Origin of the sequence: Streptomyces sp. NPDC001406, assembly GCF_042895285.1 — a bacterium.
In the GTDB taxonomy this organism is placed as follows: domain Bacteria; phylum Actinomycetota; class Actinomycetes; order Streptomycetales; family Streptomycetaceae; genus Streptomyces.
Window position 1 is genome coordinate 38,583 of the sequence record NZ_JBIAWG010000019.1, and the last position, 18,385, is coordinate 56,967.

The 18,385-nt window shown below is 71.9% G+C and carries 17 protein-coding genes; 12 read left to right on the forward strand and 5 right to left on the reverse strand.

All coding sequences use genetic code 11. From position 1 onward, the window contains the following. Nucleotides 1-2: 2 nt before the first annotated feature. Genes ACFY1J_RS36895 through ACFY1J_RS36905 form a run of 3 tightly spaced genes read right to left on the reverse strand, consistent with a single transcriptional unit; the run spans nt 3 to nt 1,371 of the window. Nucleotides 3-197 (reverse strand): hypothetical protein, encoded by a 195-nt coding sequence (locus ACFY1J_RS36895; RefSeq protein ID WP_390732800.1) that lies wholly within the window; start codon nt 195-197, stop codon nt 3-5. Then, nucleotides 197-973 carry an SDR family NAD(P)-dependent oxidoreductase gene (locus tag ACFY1J_RS36900; RefSeq protein WP_390711459.1) on the reverse strand — a complete coding sequence of 259 codons (777 nt, stop codon included), beginning with the start codon at nt 971-973 and terminating at the stop codon, nt 197-199. Before ACFY1J_RS36900 ends, ACFY1J_RS36895 begins: the two co-directional genes overlap by 1 nt. Nucleotides 974-1,032: 59 nt before the next feature. Beyond that, on the reverse strand, nt 1,033-1,371 hold the full coding sequence (locus tag ACFY1J_RS36905) for a YnfA family protein (protein WP_363299732.1): 339 nt from the start codon (nt 1,369-1,371) through the stop codon (nt 1,033-1,035). A gap of 89 nt (nt 1,372-1,460) precedes the next feature. On the opposite strand from ACFY1J_RS36905, the gene ACFY1J_RS36910 reads away from it, so the two are divergent. Continuing rightward, nucleotides 1,461-1,931 (forward strand): hypothetical protein, encoded by a 471-nt coding sequence (locus tag ACFY1J_RS36910; RefSeq protein ID WP_390711461.1) that lies wholly within the window; start codon nt 1,461-1,463, stop codon nt 1,929-1,931. 80 nt (nt 1,932-2,011) lie between these two features. Next, nucleotides 2,012-2,503, forward strand: a complete 492-nt coding sequence (locus ACFY1J_RS36915) for a MarR family winged helix-turn-helix transcriptional regulator (RefSeq protein ID WP_390711462.1) — start codon at nt 2,012-2,014, stop codon at nt 2,501-2,503. 19 nt (nt 2,504-2,522) lie between these two features. Here ACFY1J_RS36915 and ACFY1J_RS36920 read toward each other — a convergent pair whose 3' ends face one another. Then, nucleotides 2,523-2,930 (reverse strand): winged helix-turn-helix transcriptional regulator, encoded by a 408-nt coding sequence (locus ACFY1J_RS36920; RefSeq protein WP_390711463.1) that lies wholly within the window; start codon nt 2,928-2,930, stop codon nt 2,523-2,525. Between the two features lie 144 nt (nt 2,931-3,074). On the opposite strand from ACFY1J_RS36920, the gene ACFY1J_RS36925 reads away from it, so the two are divergent. Beyond that, the gene (locus tag ACFY1J_RS36925; RefSeq protein ID WP_390732798.1) at nt 3,075-3,968 is read left to right on the forward strand and encodes an NADP-dependent oxidoreductase; all 894 of its coding nucleotides are present in this window, start codon (nt 3,075-3,077) and stop codon (nt 3,966-3,968) included. 452 nt (nt 3,969-4,420) lie between these two features. Here the strand turns inward: ACFY1J_RS36925 and ACFY1J_RS36930 are convergent, their stop codons facing one another. Beyond that, nucleotides 4,421-5,230: a DUF6597 domain-containing transcriptional factor gene (locus ACFY1J_RS36930; protein ID WP_390732734.1), complete on the reverse strand. Its 810-nt coding sequence runs from the start codon at nt 5,228-5,230 to the stop codon at nt 4,421-4,423. A 105-nt stretch (nt 5,231-5,335) separates the two neighbouring features. Between ACFY1J_RS36930 and ACFY1J_RS36935 the strand changes: the two genes are divergently transcribed. The 9 genes from ACFY1J_RS36935 (at nt 5,336) to ACFY1J_RS36975 (ending at nt 18,370) form a co-directional block, all read left to right on the forward strand. Continuing rightward, nucleotides 5,336-6,421, forward strand: a complete 1,086-nt coding sequence (locus ACFY1J_RS36935) for an LLM class flavin-dependent oxidoreductase (RefSeq protein ID WP_390711465.1) — start codon at nt 5,336-5,338, stop codon at nt 6,419-6,421. After that, a complete protein-coding gene (locus ACFY1J_RS36940) occupies nt 6,418-7,008 on the forward strand; it encodes an FMN reductase (protein WP_390732735.1) in 591 nt (196 codons plus the stop codon). The genes ACFY1J_RS36935 and ACFY1J_RS36940 overlap by 4 nt, the downstream gene beginning before the upstream one ends. Nucleotides 7,009-7,148: 140 nt before the next feature. Further along, the gene (locus ACFY1J_RS36945) at nt 7,149-7,874 is read left to right on the forward strand and encodes a response regulator transcription factor (RefSeq protein WP_390711594.1); all 726 of its coding nucleotides are present in this window, start codon (nt 7,149-7,151) and stop codon (nt 7,872-7,874) included. After that, nucleotides 7,875-9,320, forward strand: a complete 1,446-nt coding sequence (locus ACFY1J_RS36950; protein WP_390711467.1) for an ATP-binding protein — start codon at nt 7,875-7,877, stop codon at nt 9,318-9,320. Between the two features lie 251 nt (nt 9,321-9,571). Continuing rightward, nucleotides 9,572-10,546 (forward strand): phosphate ABC transporter permease subunit PstC, encoded by a 975-nt coding sequence (pstC, locus tag ACFY1J_RS36955; protein WP_390711468.1) that lies wholly within the window; start codon nt 9,572-9,574, stop codon nt 10,544-10,546. Nucleotide 10,547: 1 nt separating this feature from the next. Continuing rightward, nucleotides 10,548-11,897 carry a phosphate ABC transporter permease PstA gene (gene pstA, locus ACFY1J_RS36960; protein WP_390732736.1) on the forward strand — a complete coding sequence of 450 codons (1,350 nt, stop codon included), beginning with the start codon at nt 10,548-10,550 and terminating at the stop codon, nt 11,895-11,897. Then, entirely contained in the window at nt 11,897-13,612 is a 1,716-nt protein-coding gene (gene pstS / locus ACFY1J_RS36965; protein WP_390732737.1) for a phosphate ABC transporter substrate-binding protein PstS, read from the forward strand. Before pstA ends, pstS begins: the two co-directional genes overlap by 1 nt. Further along, on the forward strand, nt 13,609-16,242 hold the full coding sequence (locus tag ACFY1J_RS36970; protein WP_390732738.1) for a hypothetical protein: 2,634 nt from the start codon (nt 13,609-13,611) through the stop codon (nt 16,240-16,242). Before pstS ends, ACFY1J_RS36970 begins: the two co-directional genes overlap by 4 nt. Before the next feature lie 133 nt (nt 16,243-16,375). Further along, nucleotides 16,376-18,370, forward strand: coding sequence for an Ig-like domain repeat protein (locus tag ACFY1J_RS36975; RefSeq protein WP_390732739.1), 1,995 nt, complete (start codon nt 16,376-16,378; stop codon nt 18,368-18,370). Nucleotides 18,371-18,385: the final 15 nt, after the last annotated feature.

An 18,385-nucleotide genomic window follows, 5' to 3' on the forward strand; every position in this document is an offset into this window, starting at 1 on the left:
CCTCAGTGTGCATGGCGGACGGCGTAGATCATCACGAACGCCACGAAGTGGATGCCGAAGAGGAAGTACGCGAGGAAGTACCAGACCTGGCGTTCGTTCTTCGTCTCCTGGGCCAGGCGGCGCTTCTCCAGGGACTCGTCCATGGCCGGGCCCGGCTCCTGGCCCATGTCCGGGCCCGTTCCCTGAGGCTCGCTCATCACAGCTCCCTGTGGACTTTGGTGTTGGACGCCTGGGCGCGGGGCCGCAGCACCAGAAGGTCGACGTTGACATGGCTGGGGCGGGTCACCGCCCAGGTGATCGTCTCCGCCACGTCCTCGGCGGTGAGCGGCTCGGCGACGCCCGCGTAGACCTTCTCCGCCCTGTCCGCGTCGCCGCCGAAGCGGGTCAGCGCGAACTCGTCGGTCTTGACCATGCCGGGCGCGATCTCGATGACGCGGACCGGCTGTCCGACGATCTCCAGACGCAGGGTCTCGGCCAGGACGTGCTCGCCGTGCTTGGCGGCGACATAGCCCGCGCCGCCCTCGTACGTGCCGAGCCCGGCCGTGGAGGACACCACGACCACGGTGCCGTCCCCGCTCGCCACCAGCTTCGGGAGCAGGGCCTGGGTGAGGTTCAGCGTGCCGATGACGTTCGTCTCGTACATCGCGCGCCAGTGCGCCGGGTCACCGGTGGCGACCGGGTCGGCGCCGAGCGCGCCGCCCGCGTTGTTGACCAGGACGCCGATGGTCCTGAAGGCCGTCGCGAACTCGTCGACCGCCGCGCGGTCGGTGACGTCCAGCTGGTACGCCGTCGCCGAGTGGCCGGCCGCCTCGATCTCCTCCGCCAGCGCCTCGATACGGTCCTTGCGGCGGGCGGTGAGGACGACCCGGTAGCCGGCCTGTGCGAGTCCCCGGGCCGTGGCGGCGCCGATGCCGCTGCTCGCACCGGTGACGACGGCGATGCGGGAGGCGGCGGGCGGTGCTGCGGGGGCCATGGGCTGCTCCTCGGGTCCTCGGATGTGCGTACGTTCGTTCCGACCAGGGTAGGCGGCGGTCAGCTCCCGCTCCTCGGCGCCCACATGATCACGGCCATACCGGCGAGACAGATCAGCGCCCCGGCGATGTCCCAGCGGTCGGGGCGGTAGCCGTCGGCGACCACGCCCCACAGGATCGAACCGGCAACGAAGATCCCGCCGTACGCGGCGAGGATGCGGCCGAAGTGGGCGTCCGGCTGGAAGGTGGCGACGAAGCCGTAGGCGCCGAGGGCGAGGACCCCGCCGGCCACCCACAGCCAGCCGCGGTGCTCGCGGACGCCCTGCCAGATCAGCCAGGCGCCGCCGATCTCGAAGATCGCGGCGACGACGAAGAGGGCGGCGGAGCGGAGGATGAGCATGCGCGCAGCTTCGCACGTGCGTGTCACCTGTTGGATGGCGCCTGCTCAGGGCTTTGCGTGGGATACATCCCTACATGGTGAGGACGAGGATGTTTGCTGCGTTCAGTGCGGTGCCGGCCGCTCTTGCGGTCGCGGCCGTGGTCGCCGTCGCCGGGCCCGCGCGGGCGGGCGGTGTGCCGGAGGCCGACCTGTCGTATCACGGTTCGGCGGTGATGACCGGGGAGCGGATGTACGTCCGGCTCACCCCGGCCAACCACGGGCCGTCCGCCGTTCCGGACTCCAGCGTGCGGCTGACCTGGTCGGTGCCGCTCGCGGACGGGCAGCGGCTGCCGGCCGGGTGCGTCCGTACGGGGGAGCGGGAGCTGGTGTGCGGGACGGGTGCGCTGCCCGCGGACGGGCTGGGACAGGCGACCGACGTCGGCGTGGTGCTGAGGGACAGCTCGCCGGAGGTGACGCTGGAGGTCGAGACGGAGTGGAGCGGTGGCACGGTGGACCGCAACCGGGGCAATGACCGGGCGCGGGTGCTGGTGCTCAACACCGGAGACGCGTACTCCTTCTGACCGGGGCCGGAGGTTTTGGCCGGGGGCGGGACCGGTGCGTCGTACGATCTCTGCACGGCGCAGGCGAAAGGGAGCAGGGCATGTCCGGGAGCGCGAACGGGACCGGTACCGCGCGGTCGCGGCTGCTGGACGAGCTGTCCACGGTCTCCCGCCGCTATATGGCGTCGTACGCCCTGTTCAACCAGGCCGTCGCCGACAGCATCGGTCTGCACCCCACCGACCTGCAGTGCCTGAACCTGCTCACGCTGGAGCGGGGACCGGTGACGACGGGCCGGGTCGCGGAGCTGACGGGGCTGACGACCGGGTCGGCGACCCGGCTGGTGGACCGGCTGGAGAAGGCCGGGTACGTGGTCCGGGAGCGGGACGCGGCCGACCGGCGGCGGGTGCTGGTGGCGACCGTGCCGGAGAAGATCGCCGAGTTCGGACAGATGTGGGAGCGGCTGGGCGGCGACTGGTCCGCGCTCTTCTCCGACCTGGACGACGGTGAACTCGGCGTGATCGTGCGGCACATGCGGCGGACGGTGGAGTTCAGCACGGAGCAGATCGCCAGGCTGCGGGGAGAGCGGGGCTAGGCCTGGGCTGGGCCCTGCCTCATACGTCCTGGTTCTCGGCGTCGTACTGGTCGCGGGCCTCGCGCACCTCGTCGAAGTGGTTCTCCGCCCAGTCCTTCACGGCCGTGAGCAGGCAGGCGAGGCTGCTGCCCAGCGGGGTGAGCTCGTAGTCGACGCGGACCGGGACGGACGGGGTGACCGTGCGGGTGAGGATGCCGTCGCGTTCCAGGGTGCGCAGGGTCTGGGTGAGCATCTTGGGGCTCACGCCCGCGATCTTGCGGCCGAGGTCGCTGTAGCGCATGGGGCCGGTGGACAGGGCGGCGACCACGAGGCCGACCCACTTGTCGCTGATGCGGCCGAGGAGCTGGTTGGTGGGGCAGCTGCGGATGAACGCGTCGTACTCGATGCGTGCCTGCTCGCGTCGCTGTGCCGCGGTCATGGTCGCCATGGCTCACCTCCGGGGGACCTACGCACTCTGAGGTAACTACTTACCGATGGATAGTAGCTCTTCCTAGGGTCGTTGGCAGCTGAGGAGATACCGAGGCGATCAGCCCGACAAGGGGAGTTGTGAGTCATGCGAGTCATGCGAGTCATGCGTGCCGCTGTGGTGACGGCGTTCGGCGGGCCCGAGGCCGTGGAGGTCGTGGACAGCGAGGTGCCCGAGCCGGGGGCGGGGCAGGTGCGGATCAAGGTCGCGGCGGCGGCGCTGAATCCGGTGGACGCGGGGGTCCGGGCCGGTGCGTTCGGCGGGGCGGGCCAGGGGATCGGGCTCGGCTGGGACGTCGCCGGGACGGTCGACGCGGTGGGCGGCGATGGGGGACCGTGGAACGTGGGCGACGAGGTGGTGGCGCTGCACTACGGCATGGTGAAGCCGCTGGGCACGCATGCCGAGTACGTCGTCGTGGACACGGACGCGGTGGCCAAGGCGCCGGCGACGGTGGACGCCGTGCACTCGGCGACCCTTCCGCTGAACGCGCTGACCGCCGCGCAGGCGCTGGATCTGCTGGAGCTGGAGCCGGGTCAGTCACTGCTGGTGACGGGTGCGGCGGGTGCGGTCGGCGGGTTCGCGGTCCAACTCGCCGCGCACCGTGGGATCTCGGTGACCGCGGTCGCCCGCGAGGCCGACGAGGAGCTCGTACGGTCCCTGGGCGCGGCCCGCTTCAGCACCGGCGAGGTGGCACCCGGCAGCGTCGACGCCGTCCTGGACGCGGCGCTCCTCGGTGAGCGGGCGCTGGAGTGGGTGCGCGACGGGGGCGCCTTCGTGGGCGTCATCCCGGGCGCCCAGCCCGCCTCGGTGCGCGGGGTACGGACCACCGCGGTGGAGGTGAGCCCGAACGGCACCCACCTGTCCGAACTGGCCGCCCTGGTGGACGAGGGCGTACTCACCCTGCGGGTGGCCGAGACCTACCCCCTGGAGGAGGCATCCAAGGCCCACGCCCGGCTGGGGGAGGGCGGGGTGCGGGGGCGGTTGGTGCTCGTGCCGTAGGGGTGGTGATTCCGTAGGGGACGTGGGCCGGGGTGGCCGGGGGTGTGGGCCGGGGTGGCGATGGTGCCGTGGCCCGGTCGGCCGACCCGGGGCCTGTGGAGGGCGTGTGGATCCTGCCGGTGGGCCGAGCGGCCATGCCCTGGAGGAGGCATCCGAGGTTCACGCCCGGCTGGCGGAGGGCGGGGTGCGGGGGCTGTTGGTGCTCGTGCCGTAGGGGGCGTGTGTCGGAGGTGGCTGGGACGTGGCCGGGGTGGCCGGGGGTGTGGGCCGGGGTGGCGCCCGTGCCGTGGCCCGGCCCGGTGGCGCCCGTGTCGTGGCCCGGTCGGCCGACCCGGGGCCTGTGGAGGGCGTGTGGATCCTGCCGGTGGGCCGAGCGGCCATGCCCTGGAGGAGGCCCCCCCAAGGTGCACGCCCGGCTTGCGGGGGCGGGGTGCGGAGGTGGCCGGGGTTCCTCAGGGGGTCGTGCCGGAGGTGGCCGGGTTGGTGGCGTAGGCCGTCGGGGGTACTCCCACCGTTGCCGTGAAGTCCCGGATCAGGTGTGCCTGGTCCGCGTAGCCGAGGTCGGCTGCCAGGGTGGCCCAGGCCACCGTGTGGTCGGTCTCGGCGTGTTCCAGGGCCTCGTGGATGCGGTAGCGGAGGATGACCCACTTCGGGCCCACGCCGACGTACGCGGCGAAGAGGCGCTGCAGGAGGCGTACGGACATGCCCTCGGACCGGGCGAAGTCCGTGACGCGGCGGATCGTGCGGTCGGTGCGGATGCGGTCGACCAGGGTCATGGCCAGGTCGGCCTGGGGGTCGGGGTGGGGGTTGAGCGAGAGCAGGTATGTGTCGAGGGCGGCTATGCGGGCGTCCTCGTCGTCGGGGGTGAGGACGGGGGCCGGGTCGGTGTCGGGGAGGCGGATCCGCTTGCCCGTCCACTGCGAGACCGGGTGGTCGGGGGCGAAGGGGCGATAGCCGCCGGGCCGGAACTGGATCCCGCAGACCCGGCCCCTGGCCTCCAGCTTCTGTGTGAACAGGCCGAGCCCGATCCCGGCGACCTCGGCGAAGGGCTCCTGCCCCTCGAACCGCTGGAAGACGATGTTCACGGACGGGTGCGGGACGACATGGGAGGCGTACGGCTGGGTCAGCTCCCAGTCGATCAGCCAGTAGTGCTCCAGGTAGGGGCGGAGCGGCTCCGCGGGCTCACGGCGCCGGAAGTCCACGCGCGCGAAGAGTTCCGCGGCGTCGACGATCCCTCGGGTGTCACGGCGTGGGGCGGCCATGTCGCGATCGTAGGACGGGGCACTGACAAGGGGCGGAATACCGGGGCGCGGGTGACGGTTGGAGGGGTATAGTTGAATCGTCAACAATTTGGAGGATGAGCGACCATGCAGTTCGGGATCTTCAGCGTGGGCGACGTCACCCCGGACCCCACCACGGGCCGCACGCCGACCGAGCGCGAGCGCATCAAGGCCATGGTCGCCATCGCGCTGAAGGCCGAGGAGGTCGGCCTGGACGTCTTCGCGACCGGCGAGCACCACAACCCGCCGTTCGTGCCGTCGTCGCCGACCACGATGCTCGGTTACGTAGCCGCGAAGACGGAGAAGCTGATCCTCTCCACGTCCACCACCCTCATCACCACCAACGACCCGGTGAAGATCGCGGAGGACTACGCGATGCTCCAGCACCTGGCGGACGGGCGGGTCGACCTGATGATGGGCCGCGGCAACACCGGGCCGGTGTACCCGTGGTTCGGCCAGGACATCCGCGAGGGCATCAACCTCGCCATCGAGAACTACGCCCTGCTGCGTCGGCTGTGGCGCGAGGACGTCGTCGACTGGGAGGGCAAGTTCCGCACGCCGCTGCAGGGCTTCACCTCCACCCCGCGGCCGATGGACGACGTGCCGCCGTTCGTCTGGCACGGCTCCATCCGCTCCCCGGAGATCGCCGAGCAGGCCGCCTACTACGGTGACGGCTTCTTCCACAACAACATCTTCTGGCCCGCCGACCACACCAAGCGAATGGTCGAGTTCTACCGCAAGCGGTTCGCGCACTACGGGCACGGGACGCCCGAGCAGGCGATCGTCGGGCTCGGCGGCCAGGTGTTCATGCGGAAGAACTCGCAGGACGCGGTGCGCGAGTTCCGGCCGTACTTCGACAACGCGCCGGTCTACGGCCACGGGCCCTCCCTGGAGGACTTCACCGACCAGACCCCGCTGACCGTCGGCTCGCCGCAGCAGGTGATCGAGAAGACGCTGGGCTTCCGCGAGTACGCCGGTGACTACCAGCGCCAGCTGTTCCTGATGGACCACGCCGGGCTGCCGCTGAAGACCGTCCTCGAGCAGCTGGACCTGCTGGGCGAGGAGGTCGTACCGGTGCTGCGCGAGGAGTTCGCCAAGGGCCGCCCGGCCGATGTGCCCGAGGCCCCCACCCACGCATCCCTCCTTGAGAAGAAAGAGGTGACCGCCGTATGAAGCTCGTCGTCGTCTCGGCGGGACTGAGCGTCCCGTCCTCCACCCGGCTGCTCGCCGACCGGCTGGCCGCCGCCGTCGACCGGCAGGCCCCGGTGGAGATCCAGGTGGTCGAGCTGCGCGAGCTCGCCGTGGAGATCGCGCACAACTTCACCAACGGCTTCCCGGGCCGAGGCCTGTCCGCCGCCCTGGACGCCGTCACGGAGGCGGACGGGCTGATCGTCGTCACGCCGGTGTTCTCGGCGTCGTACAGCGGACTGTTCAAGTCGTTCTTCGACGTGCTGGACAAGGACGCGCTCGCGGGCAAGCCGGTGCTGATCGCCGCCACCGGCGGCACCGCCCGCCACTCCCTGGTGCTGGAGCACGCCCTGCGCCCGCTGTTCGCCCATCTGCGGGCCGTGGTCGTCCCGACCGGGGTGTACGCCGCCTCGGAGGACTGGGGCGCGGAAGGGCTGCCGGAGCGGATCGAGCGGGCGGCCGGGGAGCTGGCGGGGCTGATGACCGGGCTGTCGGCTGCCAGGCCGGAGGCCCAGGGCGCCATGGATGTGGTGCCCTTCGAGGATCAGCTCGCGCGGCTCGCCAGTGCTTGAGTCGACGGTGAGAGGACGGTAGGGGCCCGCCCCGGGTTGCCTCTGTGAGGGTGAGAGCCAGGTAAAAAGGGTGATCGTAGGCCCGCTCGCCCCGGCCGAACCGGCACCGGCCTTGGCAGACTGGGTCCGTGCCCCAGAATGTGCTGCTCGCCGAAGACGATCGTGCCATCCGTCATGCCCTGGAGCGTGCCCTGACCCTGGAGGGCTACCAGGTGACGGCGGTCGCCGACGGTGTGGAGGCACTGGCGCAGGCCCACCGCACCCCGCCGGACGTGCTCGTGCTCGATGTGATGATGCCGGGCATCGACGGGCTGCAGGTGTGCCGCGTCCTGCGGGCCGAGGGCGACCGCACGCCGATCCTGATGCTCACCGCGCTGGTGGAGACCGCCGACCGCATCGCGGGCCTGGACGCCGGGGCCGACGACTATGTCGTCAAGCCCTTCGACGTCGAGGAGGTCTTCGCCCGGCTCCGCGCCCTGCTGCGCCGCACCAGCCCGGTGAACGCGGTCAGCGGCAACGGCCACGGCGGCGGCAGCGAACTGGTCAGGGAGCCGCAGATCTCCGACCGGCAGATCGAGGCCGCCGGGCTGCGCATGGACCTCCAGGCCCGCCGGGCCTGGCGCGGCCAGCGGGAGCTGGAGCTCACCCGCACCGAGTTCGAGCTGCTGGAACTGCTGGTCCGCAACTCCGGGATCGTCCTCGACCACTCCACCATCTACGACCGGATCTGGGGCTACGACTTCGGGCCCGGCTCCAAGAACCTGGCCGTCTACGTCGGCTACCTGCGCCGCAAGCTGGACGAGCCCGGCGCGCCGCAGCTGATCCACACCGTGCGGGGCGTGGGTTACGTGCTCCGGGAGGACTGAGTGGGCCGCCTCAGGCGGCTGCTGGCCCGGCGCCGGCCCAAGCTCGTGTCGCTGCGCACCACCTTCGCCGTGTCCTTCGCGGCCGTCACCGCGGTCGTCACCATCCTCGTGGGCATCCTGTCCTACGGCGCCGCCGCGCGGCTGGTGCGGGTGGACCAGCAGTCGGTGTTCACCCAGGTCGTGCAGGACGTGCAGGACGAGGTGCGGCAGCACGAGATGGTGCCGGAGGACTTCAGCTCCTCGCGGCCGGGGCACGATCTGGTACGGCCCGCCCGTACCGATGTGCAGGTGCTCGGGGCGAAGGGGCAGATCGTCGACCACGGGAGTCCCGTGCTCCCCGTCACCGCCCGCGACCGGGCCACGGCCACCGCCGGCGCGGCCGGCCGGACCGTCCAGTACAAGGATGTCCGGGTCGGCGAGGACCTCTTCCGCATCGCCACCGTGTCGCTCGGCGACGGGCGGGGCGCGGTGCAGGTCGCGCAGGAGTTCAGCGACACCGAGGACCTGCTGCGGGCGCTGCAGCAGCGGACGCTGATGCTCATGGCCGCCGTCGTGGTCGCCGCGGGGCTCTTCGGCTGGTGGCTGGCCCGCCGTATCACCCGGCGCCTGGTCGTCCTCACCTCGGCCGCCGAGGACGTCGCCCGCACCCGCCGGCTGGGCATCGAGGTGCCCGTCGCGGGTCTCGACGAGGTGGGGCGCCTGGGCCGCGCCTTCGACCGCATGCTGGGGCGGCTGGCCCAGTCGGAGGAGGACCAGCGCCGGCTGGTGCAGGACGCGGGGCACGAGCTGCGTACCCCGCTGACGTCGTTGCGCACGAACATCTCGCTGCTGCGGCGGATCGACGAGCTTCCGCCCGCCACCCGGGACGAGCTCGTCGCCGACCTCGGCCAGGAGGCGCGCGAGCTGACCGACCTGGTCAACGAGCTCGTCGACCTCGCCGCCGGGCAGTCCGACACCGAGCCCCCGCAGCGGGTGGACCTCGCCGACATCGCCGAGGACGTCGTGGGGCTCGCAAAGCGCCGTACCGGGCGGCAGATCGTCCTGCGGGCGAGCGGCGACACGAGCACCGACGGCCGGCCCGCCATGCTCCAGCGCGCGATCTCCAACCTCGTCGAGAACGCGGCGAAGTTCGACCGCGGCGGCGGGGCTCCCATCGAGGTCAACGTCACCGGGCCCGCCCGGCACGGCACGGTCCGCGTCGAGGTCCTCGACCGTGGGCCCGGGATCGCCGACGGCGACCTGATGCGCATCTTCGACCGCTTCTACCGCGCGGCCGACGCCCGCTCCCTGCCCGGCTCCGGCCTCGGCCTGTCCATCGTCCGTGAGGTGGCCATGGCCCATGGCGGCGCACCGTTCGCCTTCCGGCGCGAGGGGGGCGGATCGGTCATCGGGTTCACGGTCGACGGCGGGATCGCGGGCGGGGGCACGCGGGGCGGCAGGGCCTGAGGGGCCTGAGCGGCGTCACCGCAGCCCCGGCTGCCACCGCCTGGCACAGCCGCGCACATCTCTCCCACCGAAATGGCATGGACCGTTCACTCGTCGGCCAGGTACGACGCGTCGGAACGAAAGGATCCGGCCATTGACTCTCCACGCGCGGCGTCCGGTCGGGGCCGTGCGGGGAGAGTCGTTTCCGTATTGGGGGGACCCACGTGGTGTCCGCGCAAGAGGGCTTCGGCGGGCCGGAGCCCGCGAGACCCGTGCCCAGACGGCCGTACACGGCCAGAGGGCTCAGTGACCGGATCTTCCGGTTCCAGTTGACGGCCACGGGTGTCGTGGTCCTCGGGATCATGGCGGCCGTCGGGCTGTTCCTGCTCCTGAGGGCGGGGCAGGCGCTGCGCACCAGGGGCGTCTGGGCGTTCCTGACGACCGCCGAGTGGCAGCCGGACGTCCACAACTTCGGTATCGCGGCCGTGCTCACCGGCACACTGCTGATCGCCGTCGTGGCGGTGACGATCTCCGTGCCCCTCGCCGTGGGCACCGCGCTGTTCATCTCCGACGTGGCGCCGCGCCCGCTGCGCCGCACCCTCGTGACCATGGTCGACCTGATGGCGGCCGTGCCGTCGGTGGTGTACGGCCTGTGGGGGCTCTTCTTCCTCCAGCAGCACGTCATCGGGCTGTCCCGGTGGCTCTCCGACTGGTTCGGCTGGATCCCGTTCCTCAAGGTGGACGGCACCCAGCCGGGCGAGCCGCTGGCCTCCGACAGCGTCTACACGGCGTCCACGTTCGTCGCCGGGATCGTCGTCGCGCTGATGGTCGCGCCGATCCAGTGCTCGGTGATGCGCGAGGTGTTCGCACAGGCTCCGGCCGGTGAGCGGGAGGGCGCGTACGCGCTCGGCGCCACCCGCTGGGGGATGATCCGCGCGGTCGTCCTGCCGTACGGCAAGGGCGGCATCATCGGCGGCACGATGCTCGGGCTCGGCCGGGCGCTCGGCGAGACCATCGCCGTGTACCTGATCATCTCGCCGGTCTTCACCATCCAGCCGCACATCCTGCAGACCGGCTCGAACTCCGTCTCCTCCCTGATCGCCCTGCACTACGGCGATGCCTCGACCTTCGGAATGTCGGCGCTGATGGCGGCGGGCCTGGCGCTGTTCCTGCTCACCCTGGCGGTCAACTTCACCGCCTCCTCCATCGTGGCCCGCTCCCGGTCCGGCGCGCAGAGCGAGGCATGAGATGACCGTCGTAGAAGAGACCGCGCCCCTTCCCGCACCGGTCGAGGCCGTCCCCGCACCGGCTTCCGCATCCGCCGGACTCCCCGATGTCCCCGACGTGCCGCGCCGTATCGGCGGGCCCACCCGGTCGGGCGTGCTGTCGCTGTGCGGTGCCGCGGCCTCCGGGCTGTGCGTCGCCGTGCTGCTGTTCGGCGAACTCGCGCCGTTCTCCGGCGCGCTGGGCTTCACCGTCACCGCCTACCTCGCCTTCCTCGTCGTCTACGCGGTGCTGACCGGCCTGGAGGAGAACGGGCAGGCCGTGCTCGACCGGGTGATGAGCGTCGTGCTGTGGACGGCGGCGGCGCTGCTGTTCGCCGCGCTCGCCCTGGTCGTCGGCTTCACCGCCTGGCGCGGCCGCGAGGCGCTGCCGCACGGCAACTTCTTCACCCAGGACATGCAGGCGGCGGGCCCGCTCGACCCGCTCGGCAACGGCGGTATCGCCCACGCGATGCTCGGCAGCCTCATCATGATCACCATCGCGCTGCTGATCACCGTGCCGCTGGGGCTGGCCTGCGCGGTCTACCTCAACCAGATCCCCGGCCGCTTCTCGCGGTTCGTACGGACCATCGTCGAGGCGATGACCGCGCTGCCCTCGATCGTGGCCGGTCTGATGGTGTACGCCACCTGGATCCTGGGCCTCGGCATGCAGAAGTCGGGACTCGCGGCGGGCTTCGCGATCAGCGTGATGATGCTGCCGATCGTGATCCGGGCGGCGGACGTGGTGCTGCGGCTGGTGCCGGGCACGCTGACCGAGGCCGCGGAGGCGCTGGGCGCCCCGCGCTGGCGGACGGTGTGGCACGTCGTCCTGCCGACGGCCCGCTCCGGCCTCGCGACCGCCGTCATCCTCGGCACCGCGCGCGGCATCGGCGAGACCTCGCCCGTGCTGCTGACCGCGGGCTTCACGGCCGCGCTCAACCCCAACCCGGCGAGCGGGCCGATGATCTCGCTGCCGCTCGCCGTCTTCAACTTCGTCAAGTCGCCCGAGCCGACGATGATCGCGCGCGGCTTCGGCGCGGCGGCCGTGCTGATGGCCCTGGTGCTGGTGCTCTTCGCGATCGCCCGGATCATCGGCGGCCGCGGCCCCGGCCACCAGAGCAAGCGCCAGGCCCGGCGCTCGGCCCGCGCCTCCCGCCGCGACACGGCCCGCTTCGCGGAACTGCACGCACCGGGACTGTCCCTGTTCGAGGGCGCGGCACCGGCCGAGCCCGCAAGCACACCCCCCGCAGCCACCGGGCTTCTCGACAAGTCCATGCCTCCTGCCCCCGACCCCGCCGCCGGAGACCCCGGCGAGACCACCGGAGACAACGTCTGATGCTCGGTCACCTCACCACATGGCTCCGGCGCCTGCGGGCGCTGGGGACGCTGGGCGCGACGCTCGGCGTGCTCTGCGGGCTGCTGGCGGGCCCCATGGCCGCGCCGGCCGCCGCCGAGAGCTACACCCCCATCGCCGGCGCGGGTTCCACCTGGGCGGAGAACGCCGTCGACGAGTGGCGCCGGGCCGTGAACCAGTACGGCATGCGGATCTCGTACGCCGGTACCGGATCCTCCGACGGACGCCGGCAGTTCCTCAGCGGGACCGTCGACTTCGCGGTGTCGGACATCCCGTTCCAGACCCACCCGACCGACGGTTCCGCCGCGGAACGGCCGGGCGCGGGGTCGTACGCCTACATGCCGATCGTGGCCGGCGGCACCGTCTTCATGTACCACCTGACCGTCAACGGCAAGCGGGTCACCAATCTGCGCCTGTCGGGCGACGTGGTCACCAAGATCTTCACCGGGGTCATCAAGACCTGGGACGACCCGGTCATCAAGGCCGACAACCCGGGACTCCAGCTCCCGCACCGCACCATCGTCCCGGTCGTCCGCTCCGACGGCTCGGGTTCGACGGCGCAGTTCACGATGTGGATGGCCAACCAGCACAAGTCGCTGTGGCAGGCGTACTGCGGCCGCGTCGGCCGCTCGGGCGCCTGCGGGCAGACCTCGTACTACCCGACCGTCTCCGGGATGATCGCCCAGTCCGGCGACCTCGGCGTGGCCGGTTACGTCGCCCAGAACTACGGCGAGGGCGCGATCGGTTACGTCAACTACTCGTACGCGCTCAACGCGCACTACCCGGTCGCCAAGGTCCTCAACCACTCGGGCTACTACACCGAGCCGACCCCGCAGAACGTCGCGGTCTCGCTGCTCAAGGCGAAGATCAACACCAACAAGAGCTCGCCGGACTACCTCACCCAGCAGCTGCAGGACGTCTACAACGACAGCGACAAGCGCAACTACCCGCTGTCCAGCTACTCGTACATGATCCTGCCGATGAAGGTGCAGGGCACCTTCACCAAGGCCAAGGGCAAGACGCTCGGCGCGTTCTCCTACTACTTCATGTGCCAGGGCCAGCAGCAGGCACCCCAGCTCGGCTACTCGCCGCTGCCGATCAACCTCGTCAAGGCGGGCTTCGACCAGATCCGCCGGATCCCGGGCGTGCAGGCGCAGAACGTCAACATCAAGGGCTGCAACAACCCGACGTTCTCCCCCGACGGGCACAACAAGCTCGCCGACACCGCGCCCTACCCGAAGCCCTGTGACAAGAAGGGCGCCGCGCCCTGCACCACCGGCAGCGGCGGCGCCAAGGGCGGCAGCGGGTCCGGCGGTTCGGGCGGTGCCTCGGGCGGCTCGGCCGGCGGTGCGGGCGGCGGCTCCGCGGCCGGTGGCGGCACCGGCGGCAGCGGTGCGGGGGGCTCCGGCACCGGTGGCGGCGGGCAGCCGTCCATCGACCCGGACACCGGGCAGACCATCGCCCCGGGCGGCAGCTCGGGCGGCGGCTCCGGCGGCAGCGGTACGGCCGCCGACGGCACGGTCGCCCTCGCCCAGCCGGTCGCGGTGTCCGCGGAGCACGGCTGGACCAGCACCCAGACGCTGATGCTGCTGGCCGCCTTCCTGGTCCTCGGACTGCTCCTGCTGCCCTCGGTCGTCTCACGTCTCGTGGCCGGCGCCCGGGACAACGACGGTGCCGGGAAGGAGAGTTCGCGATGAGCCGCATCCGCAAAGCCCTGGTCCGCCTGCTCGCGGGCGCCACCGTCGGCGCCCTCGCCGGACTCGCCGTCGCCCAGGCGGCCCCGACCGCCACCGCCGCGCCCGCCACCGGCTCCGCCGTCACCGTCTCCGGGCGCGGCGAGTTCAAGGACATGAGGTTCACGGTCGACCAGACCAGCCACCTCACCAGCCAGGCGATCACCGTCTCCTGGAAGGGCGGCACCCCCACCGCCCTCGCGGGCAGCCAGTTCAACACCGACTTCGTGCAGATCATGCAGTGCTGGGGCGACGACGACGGCACCGTCCCGGCCAACCCCGGCCCGCCGCGCACCCAGTGCCAGTTCGGCGCGTCCCCGACCACCGACCGGGGCAACTGGCCCGGCAACGGGCTGGACGACACCCGCCAGATCTTCTACAGCGCCGATCCCACCAACTACGGCCAGGACAACCGCTACGGGGCGGCCAACCCCAATGCCCCCGGCGAGGTGCCCTTCAAGTCGGTGGACGGTACGACGATCACCACCGGCACCCAGAACAACGCGTTCTTCAACCGCAACACCACCAACGAGGTCGACTTCGCCCGCACCGGCGCCGACGGCACCGGCAAGGAGTTCTTCGAGGTACAGACCGCGAACGAGGCCCCGCACCTGGGCTGCGGCGCACCGGTCGACGAGAACGGCGTCAGCAGGCCGCGCTCCTGCTGGCTGGTGATCGTCCCGCAGGGCCGCCTCGACCTGGACGGCAAGCCGTACCAGGACCACAGCCAGGTCAACGCGGGCTCCCCGGTGTCCTCCACCAACTGGCAGAACCGCATCGCGATCCCGCTGCGCTTCAACTCGGTCGGCAGCAACTGCGCCCTCGGCTCCAAGGAGCGCGCCACCGTCGGCAGCGAGCTCGCCGCCGACGCCATGACCAGCTGGCAGGCGGCCCTGTGCCCGAGCGGCAAGGTCTACGGCTACACGGAGATGGGCGAGCCCGACACCCGCTCCCGGCTGAGCAACGACGGTTCCCTGGGCCTGGGCTTCACCACCCGCGCCCTGGGTGCCGACTACGGCAGCAGCCCGCCGACCGGGACGACCACGTACGCACCCGTGGCGCTCAGCGGCACCGTCATCGGCTTCACCGTCGAACGCAGACCCAGGGCCGGGGCCCCGGCGAGCGTCGAGCGGCTCGCCGGCACCAAGGTCGAGTCGCTGAAACTGAACGCGCGCCTGGTCGCCAAGCTGCTCACCGAGTCGTACCGCAACTCCCTGTGGGGCTCGGTGCTCGGCGGAAAGGCGGCCAAGGGCTACGACTGGGTGAAGAACAACCCGGCCGGCCTGGCGACCGACCCCGAATTCATCTCCCTCAACCCGGAGTTCGCGGATCTCTCGGTCGCCGAGACACCCAACACCGACACCGACCTGATGACCTCCCTCGGCCACAGCGACAGCGCCCGCGTGCTGTGGCAGTGGATCCTCGCCGACAAGGACGCGCGGCGGTTCCTCGCCGGGGTCTCCGACGACTGGGGCATGCGGGTCAACCCGTACTACAGCACCAACGCGGACGTGAACCCGGCCGGCCTGGCCTTCGACCCGGCGCACACGGACGAGTACCCGAAGAACGACCCCTGGTGCACGGTCACGCCCAGCTCCGGCGCGCCCAAGGATCAGCCGCAGTGCATGACGGACTTCCACCCGTACGTCGACGACATGCACGCCGGAGCCCTGCACACCCGCCGTGCCGACACCCTGTGGAAGTCGACCTGGGACCCGCTGGCCACCCCGCCCGCCTACAAGGGCTCGGGCCCGCAGATGGTCGGCTCCCGCTTCGTCATCACCGTGACCGACGCGGCCTCGGCCGCCCGCTACGGCCTGCAGACCGCGAGCCTGCGCAACAACGCCGGCCGCTATGTCGCCCCCACCGCCGAGTCGCTGAGCACGGCCGCCAAGGGCGCCGCAGGCAAGGACCTCGCCGAGATCCCCCCGGGCGGCGACAAGGCGAAGGGCGCCTACCCGCTGGCCCACCTGGTGTACGCGGCCGTCCGGCCCGGCGCGCTGAAGGCGGACGCCCGCAGGGACTACGCGGCGCTGTTGAAGTACGCGGCCGGCGCCGGTCAGGTCAGCGGCGCCGACCCGGGCCGCCTGCCGGCCGGCTACGCCCCGCTCTCCGCGGGCCTGCGCAAGCAGGCGGTGCGCGCCGCCGACGCGCTGCTGCACTACACCGGACCGACCTCCTCCGGCTCGGACGGCGGCGCCGGCAGCGGCGGCACCGGCACCGACGGCGGCACGGGCGGCACCGGAACCGGCGGCACCGGCGACACTTCGGGCGGCGTCTCCGGCGGCCCGTCGGGCGACGGCGGCGCGGGAGCGGGCGGCGGCAGCGCCAAGCCCAGCGCCCAGGCCTCGTTCGACGGCGGAAAGGCCGTGCAGACCACGGCCGCCGGGAACACCCCGGCCGACCCGGCCAACCCGCTGCGGTACGCCGTCCCGGTGGGGGCCGCGCTCGGCGCCGTCGCCGGTGTGGGCGCGCCCTTCGCGGGCGGCCGCAGGCTGCGGCTTCCCCTGCGGGTGCCGCTGCCCGGCGGGCGGACGGTGACCGTCCTGCCGGAGTTCACCCTCCCGGAGCGGCTTCGCAAGCGGCTCCCCTGAGACCGGGTGCCCACCGAGGCGCCCCCACAGACGGCCGCCCGCCCCGAAAGGCAGTCGGGGCGGACGGCCTGCACCACCCTGCCAGATCCCTCCCGTTCCCTCTCTCCTCCAAGCTCTCGTCAGGAGAACTTCGATGCGCACAACGCGCTACTCTGCGGCGCTCGTCGCCGCGGCCGTGGTGGCCGGCGGCCTGGCTCTCGCCTCCCCCGCGTCCGCCGACCCGACCCCCGCGGGCACCTTCCGCCAGCTGGTCGGCGTGGGCTCGGACACCACCCAGGACGTGCTCAACGCCCTCGCGGGCGACACCGTCAACGGCACCGGCTACTCCGCCACCGCCGTGAAGTCCACGAGCGGCGCGGGCCTCGCCTCGTACGACGCGATCGAGCCCGGCACCGGCTCCACCAGCTCCACCATCACCACCCGCTCCGGCGGCCCGTCCTTCCTGCGCCCGAACGGCTCCGGCAAGGGCCGTTTCGCCCTGAGCGCGTCGCTGACCGGCGACAAGTTCCCGGACTCCAACGGTGTCTCCACCAAGGGCCAGGTCGACTTCGCCCGCTCCTCCGGCGGCCCGTCGGCCTCCGGCACCGCGCTCACCTACATCCCGATGGCGCGGGACGCCGTCGGCGTCGCGGTGCGCGGCGCGGGCATCGACAACCTGACCGTGGCCCAGCTGCACGACATCTACACGGGCGTCCTCACCCAGGTGAACGGCCACACCGTGCACCCGAAGATCCCGCAGAGCGGCTCCGGCACCCGCAACTTCTTCCTCAACGCGATCGGCGTGGCCGCCGGTGACGTCCCCGCGGACGTCCCGGCCGTCCAGGAGAACCAGGGCAACGCCGCGCTCACCGAGGACGGCGCGCTCGTACCGTTCTCGGTCGGCAGCTGGATCGCCCAGAACAACGGCGTGGCCCCGGACTACAGCAAGGACTCGGTCACGGCCGGCGGGCACCTGGCGTCGGTCCAGCTGCCCGGCGACACGGGTGCCACCAGCCCGGTGACCACGGTCAACGGCAAGATCGCCCCGGTCAACGCCTACTACGAGAACGCCACCTTCGGCCGTGACGTCTACAACGTCGTCCCGAGCCGGGCGATCGACCCGACCAGCATCTTCTTCGACAAGGACCTCTACGACGTCTTCGTCACCAGCGGCAGCCACACCGCCAAGCTGGCCTCGGACGACGCCGAGAAGGTCATCGCCTCCTTCGGCTTCGTGAACGAGTCGTACAACGGCTCGATCAGCGTGGCCAAGCACGCCAAGCTGGGCGGCCTGGAGGGGACGGGCGCCGACACCTCCAACCCCGCCGCGCCCGCCCTCAAGGCCACCCCCGGCGACGCGAGCCTGAAGCTGTCCTGGACCGCCCCGGCCGCCACCGCCCTGCCGCTCACCGACTACCGGGTCACCCTGACCGGTTCGGACGGCGCCGTCGTGGCCGTCAAGGACCTCCCGGCCGGCACCACCTCGTACACCTTCACCGGCCTGGCCAACGGCAGCTACACCGCCACGGTCGCCGGCGCCAACGTCGCCGGCACGGGCACGGCCGCCACCTGGACCGGCTCGGTCAAGTACGTGAGCAAGACCACGGCGACCGCCGCGACGACGGCGTACGGCAAGACGCCCAAGGTCGTCGTCACCGTCACCGGCTCGCACGGTGCCGCCCCGACCGGCAAGGTCACGGTGAAGGAGGGCGCCACCGTCCTCGGCACCGGCACCCTGGACGCCTCCGGCAAGGTCACCATCGGCCTGTCGAACCACCTCAAGGTCGCCACGCACACGCTGTCCGTCTCCTACGCGGGCAACGCCAAGCTCTACGCCTCGTCGACGACCGCCTCCCTGAAGATCACCAAGGCGGCTCCGTCGATCAGCACCACGGCGCCCGCCACGGTCAGCCACACGGCCCGGGCCAAGGTCACCGTGAAGGTCACCGCGACCGGCACCACGCCGACCGGCACCGTGCGCATCTACGAGGGCACCAAGGTCATCGCCACCGGCACGCTGAGCGGCGGCAAGGTGACCATCACCCTGCCGAAGCTGAGCCGCGGCAAGCACACGCTGCACGCCTTCTACGCGGGCTCCTCGACGGTGGCCTCGAAGAGCGGCGCCAACTTCGTCATCAAGTCCACCTGATCCACCCGCGGCTGC